The following is a 17,013-nucleotide window of genomic DNA, read 5'->3' as shown; positions in this document are numbered from 1 at the left end:
CTACCGATAAACCTTACGACCTGCTCATCGGCGCCAGAAGAAGTGGTGGACGATTCCGCTCGAACTCGGCACGCGTTCGAGGTGGAATCGGTCGGTCAGCTCATCCGGGTGAGTCCACAATTGCAGCCCACGGCTGACCTCGTATGGGGCGACAGCCACGTGCATCTCGTCGACGAGGCCGGCATCGAGGAACGCGCGGACGGTCGTTACTCCGCCGCCAATGCGCACGTCGTTGTCGCCTGCGGCCGTTTTCGCCTGTTCCAGTGCGTCGTGCGGGCTTGCTTGCAGGAAATGGAATGTCGTATCGGCAAGGGTGAATGACGGCCGCGGGTAGTGGGTGAGAACGAACACCGGCGTATGAAACGGTGGCTCGTCGCCCCACCAGCCCTGCCACTCGTGATCTGGCCATTCGCCACGGATGGGGCCGAACTTGTTCCGGCCCATGATCTCGGCTCCGATGCCGCGCGCATAGTCGCGCTCGATGTAATCATCGATCCCACGTGTGCCGGCGTCGCTATGGTTCATCCAGGTACCGGTCGCGAAACGCCAGGCCATCAGATCCTTGGGGTCCACATGCCCGAACGGGCGCTCGTGGTCCTGATCCTCTCCAGCGCCAATCCCGTTACTGGTGACGGTGAAGCACTGCACTCGGACCCGCTGCGTCATGATCTACCCCCTGAACGACTCGAAATTGTTGGGATGGGCGGAAGCCCACTTGGCTGGGCGCCCTGACTTTGGTAGAGGACAGAGGTCTTCGGTCCATTGAACTCCCACACGAGGTCATCGTTGACGCACGAGACGATCTGAGCACCGTCTCCGGTTGCGAAGCCATCCGTATATGTCTGGACGCTCTGCTGCTGCTCAGTCAGCACGGTCACCTCCTACTACTCAAGTCTTTCAAGGTAGACCGCCCCTGTGACTAGAACTCATCGGTACTTCTGTTACCGACTCGCGAAGACGTCCGCAAGGGAATCCTCACCCAGATCGATCTTCGAGCGCCGGGCAACCCACGGGCAACCAACGTCGGCAATTGGCGGTCAACAGCGGACACTCTCAGCCATCGCCGTGATCGCAACCGACCGCGAAACCCGCCCTGACCTGCGCCAGAGCGGGTACGACGAGGGTGGCCAGGGGCGGTGTCGAACCGTCGACCTTCGGCTCGTCAGCCAGAGCAACCACAGCAACCCTCCAACAACAAGCCCCGGTCAATGACGGTCAACGGACCCACCCGGCGAGAACGGACACTCGCAGGTCAGCGCGCCAGCTAGGCGAGTATCGGCAGGTGTTCACGACCTGGCTGTCAGAACTGGTAGTACAGGAACGGCGTGAACGTGCCGGCAGCGATGAGTACCGCTGCGTAGCCCAGGCCGACGGTCATCACGCTGGTCCGCAGCACTGCGGCGGGGCGCGACCGCGACGCCTCGATCAGGGGGCCCGTCACCGGGTGGCCGGGCAGGAGCATGCTCATCATCGCGGCAAGCAGGATGACCAGGCGCTGGTTGGTCAGCGCGGTGCTGACCGCCTCGTTGAGCCCGGCCAGGTCGGGGGTGAGCATGTGGCCGAGCATCACGAGTGCGGTGCTCAGGTCCTCCGCGCGGAAGAAGACCCACCCGACGATGACCAGCACCATGGTCAGTGCCCGCCGGGCCGCTCGCGCGCCCGCGCCGGCCGGCGCGGTGTCGCGGCCGAGTCTGCGCTCGGTGACCAGCAGCGCGCCGTGATAGGCGCCCCAGACGACGAACGTCCATGCGGCGCCGTGCCACAGGCCGGTCAGGATGAACACGATCCACAGGTTGCGGTAGGTGCGCACGGCACCGGCGCGGTTACCGCCGAGCGGGATGTAGACGTAGTCGCGGAACCACCGGGAGAGCGACATGTGCCAGCGCCGCCAGAACTCCGTCACGGTCACCGAGGAGTAGGGGCGCGCGAAGTTCTCCGGCAGCCGGAAACCGAACATCCTGCCCAGCCCGATGGCCATGTCGGAGTAGCCGGAGAAGTCGAAGTAGAGCTGCAGGGTGTAGGCGAGCGCGCCGACCCAGGCGAGGGCGAAGGTCATCTCGTCACCGGGGGTGGCGAACGCGGCGTCGGCAACCGGTGCCAGCGAGTCGGCCACGATGACCTTCTTGCACAGCCCCAGTGCGAAGCGGGGGAAACCCGCCGCGATGTCATCGAGCCGGTGCTGGCGCTGTTGCGGCAGCTGCTCTGCGATCTCCCTGTAGCGCACGATCGGTCCGGCGATCAGCTGCGGGAACATCGTGATGTACGTGGCGAAGGTGATGAGGTTGCGCGCGGCGCGGCGTTCTCCCCTGTAGACGTCCACGGCGTACGAGATGTGGTGGAACGTGTAAAAGGAGATCGCGATCGGCAGCGCGATGTGCAGGACGGGAAAGTCCGCACCGAACAGTCGCGCGAAACCCGCCAGGGTCTCGGTGGCGAAGCCTGCGTACTTCCAGATCCCCAGGATGGCGACGTTGAACGTGAGTACCCCGATCAGCAGCCACCGGCGACGTGCCGGGTTGCTGTCCCACCTGTCCGGTTCCAGTAGCGGCCCGATCAGGAAGTTGACCACAAGGGCGAACAGCAGCAGCAATGTTGTCGAGCCAGCGCCTGCCGCGTAGAAGACCAGGCTGCCGGCGGTGATGACCGCGTTGCGCCAGCTCCGGGGGCAGACCAGGACGGCGACGAGCACGGCGGGCACGAAGTACCACAGGAACAGTGGTGATGCGAACGACATGCCTGGCCCCCTGTACGCGCCTCAGCACGTAGACCCTAGCGGAGCCCCGTTTCCCCCTCCGCGCGGTGCCGGTCCCGTGTGCTGAATGACGCTTTCAGTCCATTATGCGGAGTGAAAGCGTCATTCAGCACAACGTCAGGTGCGGCCGGCGGCTCGGCGGCGGCGCGCCACCTCGGCGAGGAGGACGCCGGTGGCGACGGAGGCGTTGAGCGACTCCACACCCGGGGCCATCGGGATGGAGACGGTCACGTCGCAGTTCTCGCGGACCAGCCGGGACAACCCCTTGCCCTCGGAGCCGACCACGACCACCACCGGCTCGGTGGCGACCTCGAGCGCGTCGGTGTCCACGGTGCCGTCCGCGTCCAACCCGACGATCATCAGGCCCTCGGAGGCCCAGGAGCGCAGCTGTCGCGTCAGGTTCGTCGCCACACCCACGGGGGTGCTCGCCGCGGTTCCCGCGCTGGTCCGCCAGGTAACGGCCGTGACCCCGGCGCTACGGCGGCCGGGAAGCAGCACCCCGTGCGCCCCGAACGCCGCACTGGACCGGATCACCGCGCCCAGGTTGCGCGGGTCCGTGACCCCGTCCAGTGCCACCAGCAGCGGTGCGTCCCCGGACTCGTTGGCGCCGCGCAGCAGCTCCTCCGGTGTGGCGTAGTCATAGGGCGGGACGGCCAGGCCGATGCCCTGGTGGACCGCTCCGCCGGTCTTCTGGTCGAGCTCACCGCGCGAGACCTCGAGGACGGCGATGTCGGCGTCGGCGGCCATCCGCAGGGCAGTGGTGAGCCGGTCATCGGGATCAGCTCCGGACGCCACGTACAGCGCGTTGCCCGGCACACCGGCACGCAGCGCCTCCACAACGGGGTTGCGCCCGGCGATGATGTCGGGGCCTTCCGGCTTCTTGGCCTTCGACTTCTCGGCGCGATCCTTGGCCTCTGCGCGCCGCTGAGCCGGATGACCCGGCCGCATATCGGCCTTCGGGGTCGGTCCCTTACCCTGCAGCCGCTTGGGCTTCTGCCCGCCGGAACCGACCACCTGCCCCTTCTTCGTGCCTGGTTTGCGGACCGCTCCGCGACGCCGTGAGTTGCCTGCCATCAGATGTCCTTGCTCGAGTCTTTCAGTGTCCACGTCGGACCGTATGCGGTGTCCTCCACCGACACTCCCGCGTCGGTCAGCACATCGCGGAGCTCGTCGGCGCGGGAGAAGTCACGCCGCCTGCGTGCCTCCTCACGGTCGGCGAGCAGGCGTTCCACCAGGGTGGCCAGCGCGCTCCTCGACGAGGCGTCGCCGGCGGCGTCGTTCTCGCCGAACTGCGACAGCGGGTCGATTCCGAGCACCCCCGTCATCGCACGCACCGCGGCGGCGTGCGTGGCGACCTGCTCGCTGACGCCGGAGTCCAGCGCGGCGTTGCCCTCGCGCACGGTGTTGTGCAGCACCGCGAACGCCTGCGGGGTGGCGAGGTCGTCGTCGAGGGCTGCCGCGAACTCCGCGGGCACGGCGCCGGCCTCGATCCGGCCGACCCGGTCCCGCGCGCGGCGCAGGAACTGCTCGACCCTGCGGTAGCCCTGGGCGGCTTCGGACAACGCGGCATCGGAGTACTCGATGGTGGAGCGGTAGTGCGGCTGTACGAGGTAGTACCGCAGCTCGGCAGGCCGTGCCTTCTCCAGCAGCGCGGGGATCGCCAGCACGTTGCCGAGCGACTTCGACATCTTCTCACCGGAGAGAGTCACCCAGGCGTTGTGCAGCCAGTACTGCGCGAACGGGTCACCGGCCGCGTGCGACTGGGCGCGCTCGTTCTCGTGGTGCGGGAAGATCAGGTCGATCCCGCCGCCGTGGATGTCGAACTCGTTGCCGAGGTAGGTCGTCGCCATCGCGGAGCATTCCAGGTGCCAGCCGGGCCTGCCCGGCCCCCACGGGGTCGGCCAGGCCGGTTCGCCCGGTTTCGCGCTCTTCCACAGCGTGAAGTCGCGGTGGTCACGCTTGCCGCCCGCGGCCGACTCGCCTTGCTGGACCTCCTCGGGCTGCTGCCCGGAGAGCCTGCCGTAGTCGCCGAAGGTGTCCACGGCGAAGTAGACGTCGCCGCCGGAGGCGTAGGCGTGCCCGCCGTCGATGAGCCTGGTGATCAGCTCGATCATCTGCGTGATGTGCCCGGTGGCGCGTGGCACGGCCGACGTGGGTAGGCAGCCGAGGGTGTCGAACGCGCTCTCGAACGCGCGTTCGTGCTTGGCCGCCCATTCCCACCAGGGGCGCCCCGCTGCCTCGGCCTTAGTGATGATCTTGTCGTCTATGTCGGTCGTGTTGCGGACGAAGAACACGTCGAGTCCGTTATGGATCAGCCACCTGCGCAGCACGTCGTAGTTCAACGCGCCCCTGACGTGGCCGATATGTGGCGTATCTTGCACCGTGGCGCCACACAGGTACATCGACGCGGTCCCGTTGCGCACGGGCCGGAACTCGCGAAGTTGCCTGGTCGCGGTGTCGTAGAGGTGAAGAGCCACGTGGTAAAGGGTACGGGAGAGCTTCGAGCGTGCGCGTGGCGGTGTGGCGGGCCAGCGTGGCCGCCTCGCTGGTCGGCCGGGTAGCCCGGCGGCGCGCGTGTAGGTCAGCCGGGGGAGAACAGCAGCGCGGTGGCGATGGCGGCGAGACCCTCGCCCCGCCCCGTCAGGCCCAGCCCGTCGGAGGTCGTACCCGACACGCTCACCGGCCCGCCCAGTGACCGGGACAGCACCTGCTGCGCCTCGGCGCGGCGAGTGCCGATCTTGGGTGCGTTGCCGATGACCTGCACGGTGGCGTTTCCTACGGTCCAGCCCGCGTCGACGACCCTGGCGGCGACCTCGGCGAGCAGGTCCGTGCCGCTCGATCCGGCCCAGCGGGCCTCGCCGGTGCCGAAGACGGCCCCCAGATCGCCGAGCCCTGCCGCGGACAGCACGGCGTCGCACAGCGCGTGCGCGGCCACGTCGCCGTCGGAGTGGCCGGAGCAGCCGTCGGCGTCCTGCCACAGCAGCCCCGCGATCCAACAGGGACGGCCCGGTTCGACGGGATGCACGTCGACGCCCTGCCCGACGCGGGGAATCATGACGTGACGTCCTGGTCGGCCAGCACCGCCTCGGCGACGGCGAGATCGAACGGGGTGGTGATCTTCATGGCGCGCACGTCTCCCGGGACGGTCCGGACAGCGATGCCGAGGCGTTCGACGAGTCCGGCGTCGTCCGTGGCCTCGGGAGCGATGGACGCGGCCTGTGCGGTGTGGGCGCGCCGCAGCACGCCCTCCGCGAACCCCTGTGGGGTCTGTACCGCGCGCAGCGCGCTGCGATCCGGCGTGTCGGTAATCACATCGTGTGAGTCGACGATCTTCACGGTGTCCGTGACGGGCACGGCGGGCACGGCGGCCTCGGCCCCGTCCTCGAGCGCGGCGGCGACGTTGGCGACCACTGTGGTGGGAGTGAAGGCGCGTGCCGCGTCGTGGACGAGCACGCCGTCACAGGAGCCGGGTTCGATGCTGTCCAGTGCGAGCCGCACCGACGACGTCCGGTCCGCCCCGCCTGCCACCACGCGGCAGGACTCACCGAAGGCTCGCACGGCCGCGGTGAACGGCTCGACTTCCCGGGGTGGCGCCGCCACGACAACAGCCTGCACGCGACGCGCCTCAAGCAGGCCCCGGACGGCGCGCGTCAACAGCGGCACGCCCTTGACCGGCACCAGCGCCTTCGACGTGGCCGCGCCCAGCCGAGTACCCCGCCCCGCCGCGGGTACGATCGCGACGATCCTCATCGACGCCTGCGTACCACGCCGGGCCGGAGCTCGCTCGGATGCACCGCCTGTTACGCCAGTGCGGTGTCGAGCACCTCGTCGAGCAGCTTCTCGGCCTTGCCCTCGTCGGTTCCCTCGGCGAGAGCCAGCTCGCTCACCAGGACTTGCCGTGCTTTGGCCAGCATCCGCTTCTCACCGGCGGAAAGGCCTCGATCCTTCTCACGCCGCCAGAGGTCACGCACCACTTCGGCCACCTTGTTCACATCGCCCGAGGCGAGCTTCTCCAGGTTGGCCTTGTACCGTCGGGACCAGTTCGTTGGTTCCTCGGTGTGCGGCGCGCGCAGAACATCGAAGACGTGGTTCAGATCATCATCGTTGACCACGTCACGGACACCGACGATCTCGGCGTTATCCGCGGGAACGCGCACGGTCAAGTCGCCTTGAGCGACCTTGAGGACGAGGTACTGCTTCTCCTCGCCCTTGATCACGCGAGTCTCGATGGCTTCGATCAGCGCGGCACCGTGGTGCGGGTAGACGACAGTCTCTCCGACTTTGAAAACCATGTGTCCTCTGCCCCTTTCGCTATGCCTATCCTAGCACGGTGTGCGGTGGCCCCCATAGGGCCCTGGCCTTTGTCCTCGCAGGTCAGCGCCCTTGTGTGACCGTCGAAGGGGTTGACAACTCGGCTTTTGTTGTGCTCGCGCAGGTAGCGCGTCGTCGCGGGGGTCGCCGGGGCGTGCCGACCCGGGGTGGGAGTCGGTCGCCGCTTCGGTCAAGCTAGGCTTTCGGGTGAACGCGTCAGCTCGTTGACGTTCGCACCCGCCGTGGGAGCCCGCGACGCGCGGCAGGCGCGGTCGGTGGCGACGGACAGCTTGATACGAGGAAGGACTCCGGAGCAGTGGGCCAGCACAACAATCGCTTGTTCGGTTCGCGTCTCGCCGTGCGTGCCGGGCTTGCCTGCGGTTCCGCGCTACTCCTCGCCGGTTGTGGTGCCGGGCAGATCACGCAGACCGACTCCCAGCTGCCCGCGGTCGACGGCGGTGGAGCACGCACGGACTCCATCGTGGTCAGCAACGCCACGCTGGCGTTTCCCGAGGGCGAAGACCAGCATCACTACGCTGGTGGGTCCGATGCTCCGGTGAACATGCACATCGCCAACCGCAGCGACGAGCCCGACGAGCTGGTCTCGGTCAGCACCGATGTGGCGAGCGACGTCACCATCGAGGGCGATCCCACGGTGCTGAATAGTGGCGAGCTGTTCATCGTCGAGCCCGGCCAGCTCGAGGAAGGGGAGGATTCCGTCCTCGTCGCCGGTGAGAGTGGCCTGCTCCGCCAACAGGCCGCGGTCGTGCTGAACGACCTGGAGCACCCCGTGCGCCCCGCACAGAGCGTGACCCTGACGTTGACGTTCCGCGAGGCCGGAACCATCGAGGTGCTCGCACCGATCGCGCCCTCCCCGCACGACCGGGTCGTGGAGGTTGCCGACGACGAGGAGGGTGGCGGAGGCCACTAGCAGGCTCGCTCACCTCCGGGACTGGCCCGGAAACAGTCGGTTCCATCGGATACGGTGGGCGGCTGTGGCGAGAAAGGGCGCGCAACACCGCTGTACGGAGTGCGGCTACGAGGTGGCCAAGTGGGTGGGACGCTGCCCGGAATGCCAGGCGTGGGGAACGATCACCGAGCAGGCCGCGCCGGTAGCGGCTACCGCCAAGGTCGCTGCGGGTGCGCCGTCCTCCCCGGCGAGACCGATCGGCGAGGTCGATCTGGACGCGGCCCGAGCCCGGTCGACCGGTGTCGCGGAGCTGGATCGCGTGCTCGGCGGCGGCTTGGTACCCGGTGCCGTGATGCTGCTCGCCGGCGAGCCGGGTGTCGGCAAGTCGACCCTGCTGCTGGAGGTCGCATACCGGTGGGTGGCGGGCGCGGCGGGCTCGACCCGGCCGTCGCTGTACATCACCGGAGAGGAGTCGGCGGGCCAGGTCCGGTTGCGGGCCGAACGGACCGGGAACCTGCACGAGTCGATGTACCTGGCCGCGGAGAGCGATTTCTCCGCCCTGCTCGGCCATGTGGACGCGATCGATCCCGGCCTGCTGATCGTCGACTCGGTGCAGACCATGAGCTCGCCCAAAGTGGATGGCACGCCGGGCGGGGTCGCTCAGGTGAAGGACGTTACGGCAGGCCTGGTCGCGCTGGCCAAGGAGCGCGGGCTGCCCGTCGTGCTTGTGGGGCACGTGACCAAGGAAGGCTCCGTGGCGGGGCCGCGCGTGCTGGAGCACGTCGTCGACGTGGTGCTGCACTTCGAGGGTGAGCGCCACTCCACCCTGCGGATGGTGCGCGGCGTGAAGAACCGTTTCGGTGCCGCGGACGAGGTCGGCTGCTTCGAGCTGCGGGACGAGGGCATCGTCGGTATCAGCGACCCCTCCGGGCTGTTCCTCAACCCGAGGGAGCAGCCGGTACCCGGTACGGCGATCACGGTGACGATCGAGGGCAAGCGCCCGCTGCTCGCCGAGGTGCAGGCGCTGATGACCCAGTCGGCGTTGACGCATCCGAGGCGGGCGGTCAGCGGCCTGGACTCGGCACGGGTGTCGATGGTGCTCGCGGTGCTCGAGGGGCGCGCACGCAAGGCCGTTGGCGGCAAGGACGTCTACGCGGCCACCGTCGGTGGTATGACGGTGGTCGAACCCGCAGCCGACCTGGCGATCGCGCTGGCGATGATGTCGGCCCACAGCGACCGGCCCGTACCGCGCGGGCTCGTCGCGATCGGCGAGGTGGGACTCGCGGGCGAGGTGCGGCCCGTTCGTGGCGTCGGCAGGCGGCTCGCCGAGGCCGCGCGGATGGGCTACACGCGGGCGCTGGTTCCCGCCGGTAGCGAACCCGCCCCGGAGGGTATCCGGGCGGTCGAGGTCGCCGAGCTCGCCGACGCGCTGGAGTACGTGGGGCGCCCCGACCTGAGCGTCGTGTGACGGCGACGACCTGGGCCGTACCGGCACAGGGCACCGGTGCGGTACTGGCGCGGTGTGCCAGGCATCGCGAAGTCCGAAAACCGCTTGCCGCGGGGTTCGCTGCCCGGCAATGATCGTTGATCGTGTCGACCAACTCCATGGACAAGCGGGCATTGCTGGCAGCAGGCGTGACGGTGACGCTGTGGGCGTCGGCGTTCGTCGCCATTCGCAGCGCGGGCGAGCACTACGATCCGGGGGCGCTCGCCCTCGGCAGGCTCCTCGCGGGCTCGGCCGTGCTCGGCCTGATACTGCTCGTGCGCCGGGAGGGCCTGCCGCCCCGCGCGGCGTGGCCGGGGATCGCGGCCGCGGGCGTGCTGTGGTTCGGCGTGTACATGGTCGCGCTGAACTGGGGTGAGCAGCACGTCGACGCGGGAACGGCCGCGATGGTCGTCAACATCGGCCCGATCGTGATCGCGGTGCTCGGCGGGCTGCTGCTCAACGAGGGGTTCCCGGCCCGGCTGCTCGCGGGGATGGCGGTTTCCTTCGCAGGCGCGATCGTGGTCGGGGTGTCCATGTCGAACGAGGGCCGTGCGTCGGTGTTCGGGGTACTGCTGTGCCTGCTCGCGGCGCTGACCTACGGCGCGGGTGTCGTCTCCCAGAAACCGGCCCTGCGGCACGCGTCCGCGCTTCAGGTCACGACCTTCGGCTGCATGTTCGGGGCGGTGGCCTGCCTGCCGTTCTCCGGCCAGCTGTTCGCGCGCGTCGCCGAGGCGCCCGCCTCGGCGACGCTGAACATGCTCTATCTCGGCGTGTTCCCGACGGCGCTGGCGTTCACCACGTGGGCGTACGCGCTCGCCCGCACCACGGCGGGCAGGATGGGTGCGACGACATACGCGGTGCCGGCGCTGGTGGTGCTGATGTCGTGGGCGGTGCTCGGCGAGGTGCCCGGTTGGCTGACGCTCGCAGGCGGCGTGCTGTGTCTCGCCGGGGTCGCCATGTCGCGATCACGCGGCAGGACCCGGCCGCCGGCGTCGCCCGATGCTGCTGCGGCTCCTGTGGTGCCCGGCGGCCCGGGCAGGTAGTGGATCGGGCCACCAGGCGCGCGATGCGCCGTATCGTGGAACGGGCGGTCCATCAGCGGTAGCCGGTCGCGTCGGCCGGTTCGTCCTTGCTCTGGACTTCCTCCATGTAGCGCCAGGCGTCCGGGCGGCTGCCGTCGGTGTCGGTGAGGTTGTAGACCTTGGCCAGCTGGCCGGACGACAGGGTCTGACCGGTCCAGCGCGACACGTCAGGGTCTGCCGCGAGGGCTGCCGCCGCGCGGCCGACGTAGACGGGGGACTCCGAGATCACGAAGTGGGGTTGCTTGTCGGTCGCGTCGCGCCAGTTCGCCTCGGTCACGCCGAAGTGTTCCAGCATGGCCTCGGAGCGCAGCCATCCCGGGGTCAGCGCGACCGCGGTGCCGCCGTAGGGGCGCAGCTCTTCGGACTGCGCCAGCGCCATCCGCTGCACCGACACCTTCACCAGGTCGTAGAAGAACCCCGCATCGGCCCGGTAGTTGGCGTTGAACTCGGCGGTTCCGTCAGTCACCTCGATCACCAGCCCGCCCGCGCGGCGGATCAGCAGCGGCAACGCGGCGTGGCTGGTGATGGCGTGGGTGTCGATCCCGAGCCGTAGCATCCGCAACCCGCCCTCGAGAGAGTGTTCCCACAGCTTCTGCCCGAACTCCAGGTAGGGGTCCCCACCCCAGATGTCGTTCACCAGCACATCCAACCGGCCCTGCTCGCGGTCGATCCGCGCCACCAGTGCGGCCACCTCCTCCGGAACCAGGTGGTCCACCCGCACAGCGACCCCCGCACCGCCCGCTGCGGTGACCAGCGCCGCGGTCTCCTCGATCGTCTCCGGCCGGTTCATCTCCGAGCGCCGTTCGCCGGTCGTGCGGCCCGTGGCATAGACCGTCGCGCCCTGCCTGCCCAACTCCACCGCGATCGCCCGGCCCGCCGCCCGCGACGCTCCCGCGACCAGCGCCACCTTGCCCCTCAGTTCGTCCATGCCCGCAACCCTGTCGTACAGCACCGACAAACGACTGGTGCCGCGTGTGCATTCGACATCCCCGGATTCGTGCGCGGGCCCGAACTCTGTCGGCTCCCCGGCGTAGGCTCCGGTTACCGCTGCTCGAGGAGGTACGGGCAGGGTGTCAGGACGCTGCGGGAGGTAGGCGATGGATGTTTTGCTGGCGATAGGAACGCGCAAGGGGCTCTGGCTGGCGCGCAGCCGCGATCGCAGGGAGTGGGACGTGACCGGCCCGCTGCTGCCGCTCGCCGACGTCAAGGCGGTGGCTATCGATACCCGGCGAGGTACTCCGCGGTTGCTGGCGGGTGCACTCACCAGTCATTTCGGTCCGTCCATGGTCATCAGCGACGACCTGGGGAGGACGTGGAGCGAGCCGGACGACGCTCCTGTGGCGTTCCCCGCCGACACCGGGGAGGCGCTGGAAGGGGTATGGCAGCTGGTCCCCGGACCGGACAGCGAGCCGGAGGTCGTCTACGCGGGAGTCGAGCCGAGTGCGCTGTTCCGTTCCACCGACGGCGGCCGCAGCTTCTCGCTGGTGCGCGGGTTGTGGGAGCACCCGCACCGCACCGAGTGGTTCCCTGGTGGTGGCGGCAAGGCGCTGCACACCGTCATCCCGCACCCGCAGGACGCGAACCGGGTGCTGGTGGGGATGTCGACCGGCGGGGTGTACCAGACGAGCGACGGCGGCGGGTCCTGGACGCCGACCAACTCAGGGATCCGTGCCGACTTCCAGCCGGACGAGTACCCGGAGTTCGGCCAGTGCGTGCACAAAGTAGCGATGGATCCCGGTGAGCCGGACCGGCTGTTCCTGCAGAACCACGGCGACCTGTACCGCAGCGTGAACGGCGGTGCGAGCTGGGAGCCGATCAGTGACAGCCTGCCGGGCGACTTCGGCTTCCCCGTCGCAACGCACCCGCACAGGCCGGGCGTGGTCTACAGCTTCCCCATCTCCGCGCGGACGCGGTCGCCGGAAGACGGGCGTTGCGGTGTGTACCGCTCGGAGGACTCCGGGGACACGTGGACCGGACCGGGTGACGGGCTGCCGAATGAGGGCTACTACTCCGCGGTGTTGCGTGACGCGCTGTGTACCGATGATGCCGACCCGGCGGGTGTCTACTTCGGATCTCGCCATGGCGAGGTGTACGCCAGTGCGGACGAGGGCGACAGCTGGCGGCTGCTGACCCACCACCTGCCGGACGTGCTGTGTGTCCGCGCCGCCGTCGTGGGGTGACTGGTATGGCGGTCACCGTGCATCTGCCGTCGATGCTGCGCGAGCTCGCCGACGGCGCGGCGGAGGTCACGGCCTCCGGAGAGACCCTCGGCGAGTTGCTCGACGATATCGCTACGCGCCACCCCACGCTGGAGCGCAGGCTGCGCGACGAGAGCGGCGTGCTTCGCCGGTATGTGAATTTCTATGTGGACGGAGAGGAGTGCCGGAGGATCGGCGGCGTGCGTGCACCCGTCGGCCGCTCCACCGAGGTCATGGTGATTCCCTCGGTCGCAGGGGGCTGATCCCTCCCCGCTCACACGTCCCTGGACAGCTGCGCGGCGCAGCGGATCAGGCCGAGATGCGAGTACGCCTGCGGGTGGTTGCCGAGGGAACGCTCGGCAAGCGGGTCGTACTGCTCGGGCAGCAGGCCGGTCGGCCCCGTCGCGTTGACCATCTGCTCGAACAGCTCCTCGGCCTCGGTGCGCCTGCCGGTGAGCAGGTACGCCTCGACCATCCACGCCGCGCACAGGTGGAAGCCGCCCTCCTCGCCGGGAAGGCCGTCGTCCCTGCGGTAGCGGTACACGGTGGAGCCGCTGCGCAGCTCGGACTCGATCGCGGTGACCGTGGACTGGAAACGTTCGTCGGTCGGGTCGATCAGCCCGGACAGGCCCACGAACAGCGAGGCCGCGTCCAGGTCCGTGCCGTCGTAGGCGGTGGTGAACGCCTGCACCTCCGGGTTCCAGCCGTTCTCCAGCACGTCGGCGGCGATCTCGTCGCGCAGCGCGTGCCAGTTGGGCGGGATCTCCCGGTCGTAACGGTTGCCGAGCGTGATGGCGCGGTCGATGGTGACCCAGCACATCACCCGCGAGTACACCCGGTGCCGCGGCACGTGCCGCTCCTCCCACACCCCGTGGTCGGGCTCGTCCCAGCGGCGGGTCACGGCCTCGGCCATCGCGCGCACGAGCTGCCAGTCCGCGTCGTGCAGCTCACCGCGCGCGGCGGCGAGGTCGACAACGAGCTCAACGACGGGCCCGAACACGTCGAGCTGCACCTGGTGGTTGGCGAGGTTGCCGACCCGCACGGGCCGCGAACCGGCGTAGCCGGGCAGCGAGTCGATCACGGCCTCGGCACCGGACTGGGTCCCGGCGAGCGAGTACAGCGGGTGCAGCCGCTCGGGTCCTGGCAGGGTGGCGAGCACGCCGTGCAGCCAGCGGAGGAACCCTTCGGCTTCCTCGAGGGAGCCGAGCGCGACGAGCTCACGGACGGTCATCGAGCCGTCCCGGATCCAGCAGAACCGGTAGTCCCAGTTGCGCACGCCCCCGATCTCCTCCGGCAGCGAGGTGGTCGCAGCGGCGAGCACCCCGCCCGTCTCGGTGTCGGCCAGGCCGCGCAGCGTCAAAGCCGACCTGGTGACCAGCTCGGGCTCCCGCGCGGGCAGCTTGAGGGTCGACGCCCAGTCGCTCCAGTACGCACCGGCACGCTGCCTGCGCTCGGGCTCGGGCATCTCGTGCGGGCCGAGGTCGGTGGTGCCGCACCGCAGCTCGAGCACGACAGGCTGCTCGGGTGTGGGCTGCACGAGCGCGGTGGCCGTGTCGTGCAGCCCGTCGGAGGTGATCTCCCAGCTGACGCCGGGTGAGTGCAGCACGAACGGCTCGGAGGTGCCGAGCACCCGCAGGCCGCCGGACACCTGCTCGATCCGTACGGGGACGCCGCCGAACTCGGGGCGGGGTGCGAACACCACGGAGGCCGCGGCCTCCCCGGAGATGCACCGGATCAGGTCGGTGCGGTGCGCCGCGCTTTCCGGCTCCAGGTAGTCGGTCACCAGCAGGCGCGACCACCGGGTCTCCACCGTCATCGTGTTGGGCAGGTAGCGCTGCCCGAGCGGCAACCCGTTGCGCTCGGGTTTGACCGAGAAATACCCGGCGCCTTGCCCGCCGAGCAGGTCGGCGAAGACGGCGGGCGCGTCCGGCCCTGGGTGGCACATCCAGGTCAGCTTGGCGTCCGGGGTGAGCAGGGCGACGGAACGTCCGTTGGCCAGCATGGTGAGGCGTTCGATCGGGGGAGCCTGCTCGCCGTAGAGCCAGTTGCGCCGCTCCTCGAGCAGGAACGCGAGGATGGTCGCCACGTCGAACGGGTCGGCCACGCGGTGCGGGGCGATCGACTCCTCACCGCCGACCTTGATGCCGAGGTCCGGGCCGCTCAGCCGGGCGAAGGCCTTCTCGTCGGTGATGTCGTCACCGAGGAAGATGGCGGCCGTGGCGCCCGCCTGGTGGCGCAGCACGTCCAGCGCGTTCCCCTTGTCGGTCGGCACGACCGACAGCTCCACGACGGCCTTGCCGTCGGTGGTCGTCACCCCGTCCCACGTGCACGGGCCCTCGTGCACGGCGGCGATCACCCGCTCGGCATCGGCCTCGGCCGTCCCCCGCACGTGCACCGCGACGCTCGCGGGTTTGACCTCCAGCGACGCCCCAGGGACGTCGTGGATGATGCGGTGCAGCTCGCGCTCGACGCGTGTGTGCAGCTCGCGGGCCGTCCCGTCGATCTCGTGTACGAACCCGACGTCGAACTCCGAGCCGTGGCTGCCGACGAGATGCACCTCGACCGGCAGCCGGGACAGGGTGGCCAGGTCACGCAGCGCACGCCCGGAGATCACCGCTGTGGTGGTCTCGTGCAGGCTCGCCAGCGAGCGCAGCGCGCCGACCGACTCCGGGTACGGTCGGGCCTGCTCCGGGTTGTCCACGATGGGAGCGAGGGTGCCGTCGTAGTCGCACGCGATGAGCAGGCGCGGTGTCCGCGCGATGTTCACGATGGCTCGCCGCACTTCGGCGGGCAGTGCTTCGGCGGTCAACGCGCCTCCAGGGGACTTGTGTCAGCTGTGTGCTGGGGGCCCGAGCGCTTCCAGGAACGAGCGTGCCCAACGGTCGACGTCGTGGGTGAGGACCTGACGCCGGAGGGCACGCATCCTGCGCCGACTCTCGGCCTCGTCGAGAGTAATAGCCGCGTGCAGGGCGCCTTTCACCCCGTCCAGGTCGTGCGGATTGACGAGGAACGCGCTGGTCAGCTCGGCTGCGGCGCCGGCGAACTCGGACAGTACCAGTGAACCACGCTGGTCGTGGCGGCAGGCTACGTACTCCTTGCAGACCAGGTTCATCCCATCGCGTAGCGGCGTGACCACCATGATGTCGGCGGCGCGGAAGAACGCGGCCAGTTCCTGGCGGTTCACCGACTGGTGCAGGTAGTGCACGATCGGTCTGCCGACCCGACCGAACTCACCGTTGATCCGGCTCACGATGCGCTCGATGTCGGCGCGCATCTCCTGGTAGTGCTCGACTCGCTCCCTGCTCGGTGTGGCCAGCTGGAGAAACGCGACGTCGTCGGGGGCGACGCGGCCTTCCTGCAGCAGCTCGTGCAGCGCGTGCAGCCGCAGGTCGATGCCCTTGGTGTAGTCGAGCCGGTCGACACCGAGCATGACGACCTTGGGGTGGCCCAGCGACTCGCGCACCTCGGTGGCCCGCCTGCCGACGTGGGGGCGGCGGGACAGCGTGTCGAGCCCGGCGGAGTCGATGGAGATGGGGAACGCGCCCACTCGCACCACGCGATCGTCGACCAGCACCCAGCCGGGCCGGGACCGCACGCCCACAGCGGCCTTGGTCGGGTCGAGGTTGAGCAGCTGCCGCGCCAGCCAGAGGAAGTTCTGCGCGCCGCCCGGCCGGTGGAATCCGACGAGGTCGGCCCCGAGCAGCCCGCGCACGATCTCGGCGCGCCACGGCATCTGCATGAACAGCTCGACGGGCGGGAACGGGATGTGCAGGAAGAAGCCGATCCGCAGGTCGGGACGCATCTCGCGGAGCATGGAGGGCACGAGCTGTAGCTGGTAGTCCTGGATCCACACCGTCGCGCCGTGGCCTGCCACCTTGGCCGTCTGGTCGGCGAACCGCTGGTTGACCCGGACGTAGCTGTCCCACCAGGCGCGGTCGAAGACGGGTCGTTGTACGACGTCGTGATAGAGCGGCCAGAGGGTGGCGTTGGAGAAGCCTTCGTAATACTCGCGTACGTCCGCCGAGGTCAGCGGGACGGGCTGCAGCAGCATCCCGTCTTCTTCGAACGCGTCGACCTCGACGTCGGGCACCCCGGGCCAGCCGATCCACGCGCCTTGCCTGGCACGCAGGTACGGTTCGAGCGCTGACACCAGGCCACCCGGGCTCTGTGTCCATTTCTGGGTGCCGTCGGCCGAGCGCACGAGATCGACCGGCAGCCGATTGGCCACGACGACGAAATCCGGGCCGTTCACGGAGACCTCCTCTCTTCTGTTG

At 69.4% G+C, this 17,013-nt stretch carries 16 protein-coding genes; 5 read left to right on the top strand and 11 right to left on the bottom strand.

Annotated elements, in window-relative coordinates:
- Nucleotides 1-24 precede the first annotated feature (24 nt).
- The 8 genes from CHB84_RS12820 to CHB84_RS12790 form a co-directional block, all read right to left on the bottom strand.
- On the bottom strand, nt 25-666 hold the full coding sequence (locus tag CHB84_RS12820) for a dihydrofolate reductase family protein (protein ID WP_089301827.1): 642 nt from the start codon (nt 664-666) through the stop codon (nt 25-27).
- A gap of 387 nt (nt 667-1,053) precedes the next feature.
- On the bottom strand, nt 1,054-1,179 hold the full coding sequence (locus CHB84_RS23800) for a hypothetical protein (protein ID WP_281251751.1): 126 nt from the start codon (nt 1,177-1,179) through the stop codon (nt 1,054-1,056).
- Nucleotides 1,180-1,300: 121 nt separating this feature from the next.
- Complete coding sequence (locus CHB84_RS12815) at nt 1,301-2,734, bottom strand: MBOAT family O-acyltransferase (RefSeq protein ID WP_089301826.1); 1,434 nt, start codon at nt 2,732-2,734, stop codon at nt 1,301-1,303.
- Between the two features lie 135 nt (nt 2,735-2,869).
- The gene (gene rlmB / locus CHB84_RS12810) at nt 2,870-3,826 is read right to left on the bottom strand and encodes a 23S rRNA (guanosine(2251)-2'-O)-methyltransferase RlmB (RefSeq protein ID WP_089301825.1); all 957 of its coding nucleotides are present in this window, start codon (nt 3,824-3,826) and stop codon (nt 2,870-2,872) included.
- Complete coding sequence (gene cysS, locus CHB84_RS12805) at nt 3,826-5,229, bottom strand: cysteine--tRNA ligase (RefSeq protein WP_089301824.1); 1,404 nt, start codon at nt 5,227-5,229, stop codon at nt 3,826-3,828. Before cysS ends, rlmB begins: the two co-directional genes overlap by 1 nt.
- 104 nt (nt 5,230-5,333) lie before the next feature.
- Nucleotides 5,334-5,807 (bottom strand): 2-C-methyl-D-erythritol 2,4-cyclodiphosphate synthase, encoded by a 474-nt coding sequence (gene ispF, locus CHB84_RS12800; RefSeq protein WP_089301823.1) that lies wholly within the window; start codon nt 5,805-5,807, stop codon nt 5,334-5,336.
- The gene (gene ispD, locus CHB84_RS12795; RefSeq protein ID WP_089301822.1) at nt 5,804-6,502 is read right to left on the bottom strand and encodes a 2-C-methyl-D-erythritol 4-phosphate cytidylyltransferase; all 699 of its coding nucleotides are present in this window, start codon (nt 6,500-6,502) and stop codon (nt 5,804-5,806) included. Before ispD ends, ispF begins: the two co-directional genes overlap by 4 nt.
- 50 nt (nt 6,503-6,552) lie before the next feature.
- Nucleotides 6,553-7,044, bottom strand: a complete 492-nt coding sequence (locus CHB84_RS12790; RefSeq protein ID WP_089301821.1) for a CarD family transcriptional regulator — start codon at nt 7,042-7,044, stop codon at nt 6,553-6,555.
- Between the two features lie 335 nt (nt 7,045-7,379).
- Here CHB84_RS12790 and CHB84_RS12785 point away from each other — a divergent pair, with 335 nt between their 5' ends.
- The 3 genes from CHB84_RS12785 (at nt 7,380) to CHB84_RS12775 (ending at nt 10,502) form a co-directional block, all read left to right on the top strand.
- Entirely contained in the window at nt 7,380-7,994 is a 615-nt protein-coding gene (locus CHB84_RS12785; protein WP_089301820.1) for a copper chaperone PCu(A)C, read from the top strand.
- A gap of 64 nt (nt 7,995-8,058) precedes the next feature.
- On the top strand, nt 8,059-9,441 hold the full coding sequence (radA, locus tag CHB84_RS12780) for a DNA repair protein RadA (protein ID WP_089301819.1): 1,383 nt from the start codon (nt 8,059-8,061) through the stop codon (nt 9,439-9,441).
- A 137-nt stretch (nt 9,442-9,578) separates the two neighbouring features.
- On the top strand, nt 9,579-10,502 hold the full coding sequence (locus tag CHB84_RS12775) for a DMT family transporter (RefSeq protein ID WP_089301957.1): 924 nt from the start codon (nt 9,579-9,581) through the stop codon (nt 10,500-10,502).
- 52 nt (nt 10,503-10,554) lie between these two features.
- Here the strand turns inward: CHB84_RS12775 and CHB84_RS12770 are convergent, their stop codons facing one another.
- On the bottom strand, nt 10,555-11,469 hold the full coding sequence (locus tag CHB84_RS12770) for an SDR family oxidoreductase (protein ID WP_089301818.1): 915 nt from the start codon (nt 11,467-11,469) through the stop codon (nt 10,555-10,557).
- Nucleotides 11,470-11,638: 169 nt separating this feature from the next.
- Between CHB84_RS12770 and CHB84_RS12765 the strand changes: the two genes are divergently transcribed.
- Both CHB84_RS12765 and CHB84_RS12760 read left to right on the top strand, forming a co-directional pair.
- Nucleotides 11,639-12,721: a WD40/YVTN/BNR-like repeat-containing protein gene (locus tag CHB84_RS12765; RefSeq protein WP_089301817.1), complete on the top strand. Its 1,083-nt coding sequence runs from the start codon at nt 11,639-11,641 to the stop codon at nt 12,719-12,721.
- Nucleotides 12,722-12,726: 5 nt separating this feature from the next.
- Entirely contained in the window at nt 12,727-13,002 is a 276-nt protein-coding gene (locus tag CHB84_RS12760) for a MoaD/ThiS family protein (RefSeq protein ID WP_089301816.1), read from the top strand.
- An 11-nt stretch (nt 13,003-13,013) separates the two neighbouring features.
- On the opposite strand, the gene otsB is transcribed toward CHB84_RS12760, so the two are convergent.
- Complete coding sequence (gene otsB, locus CHB84_RS12755; protein WP_089301815.1) at nt 13,014-15,548, bottom strand: trehalose-phosphatase; 2,535 nt, start codon at nt 15,546-15,548, stop codon at nt 13,014-13,016.
- A 21-nt stretch (nt 15,549-15,569) separates the two neighbouring features.
- Complete coding sequence (locus CHB84_RS12750) at nt 15,570-16,991, bottom strand: alpha,alpha-trehalose-phosphate synthase (UDP-forming) (RefSeq protein WP_089301814.1); 1,422 nt, start codon at nt 16,989-16,991, stop codon at nt 15,570-15,572.
- Nucleotides 16,992-17,013: the final 22 nt, after the last annotated feature.

The organism is Haloechinothrix alba, assembly GCF_900188115.1.
Classification (GTDB): Bacteria; Actinomycetota; Actinomycetes; order Mycobacteriales; family Pseudonocardiaceae; genus Haloechinothrix; species Haloechinothrix alba.
Note: the sequence above shows the minus strand (reverse complement) of the source record. Positions and strands in the feature narration are given on the sequence as shown.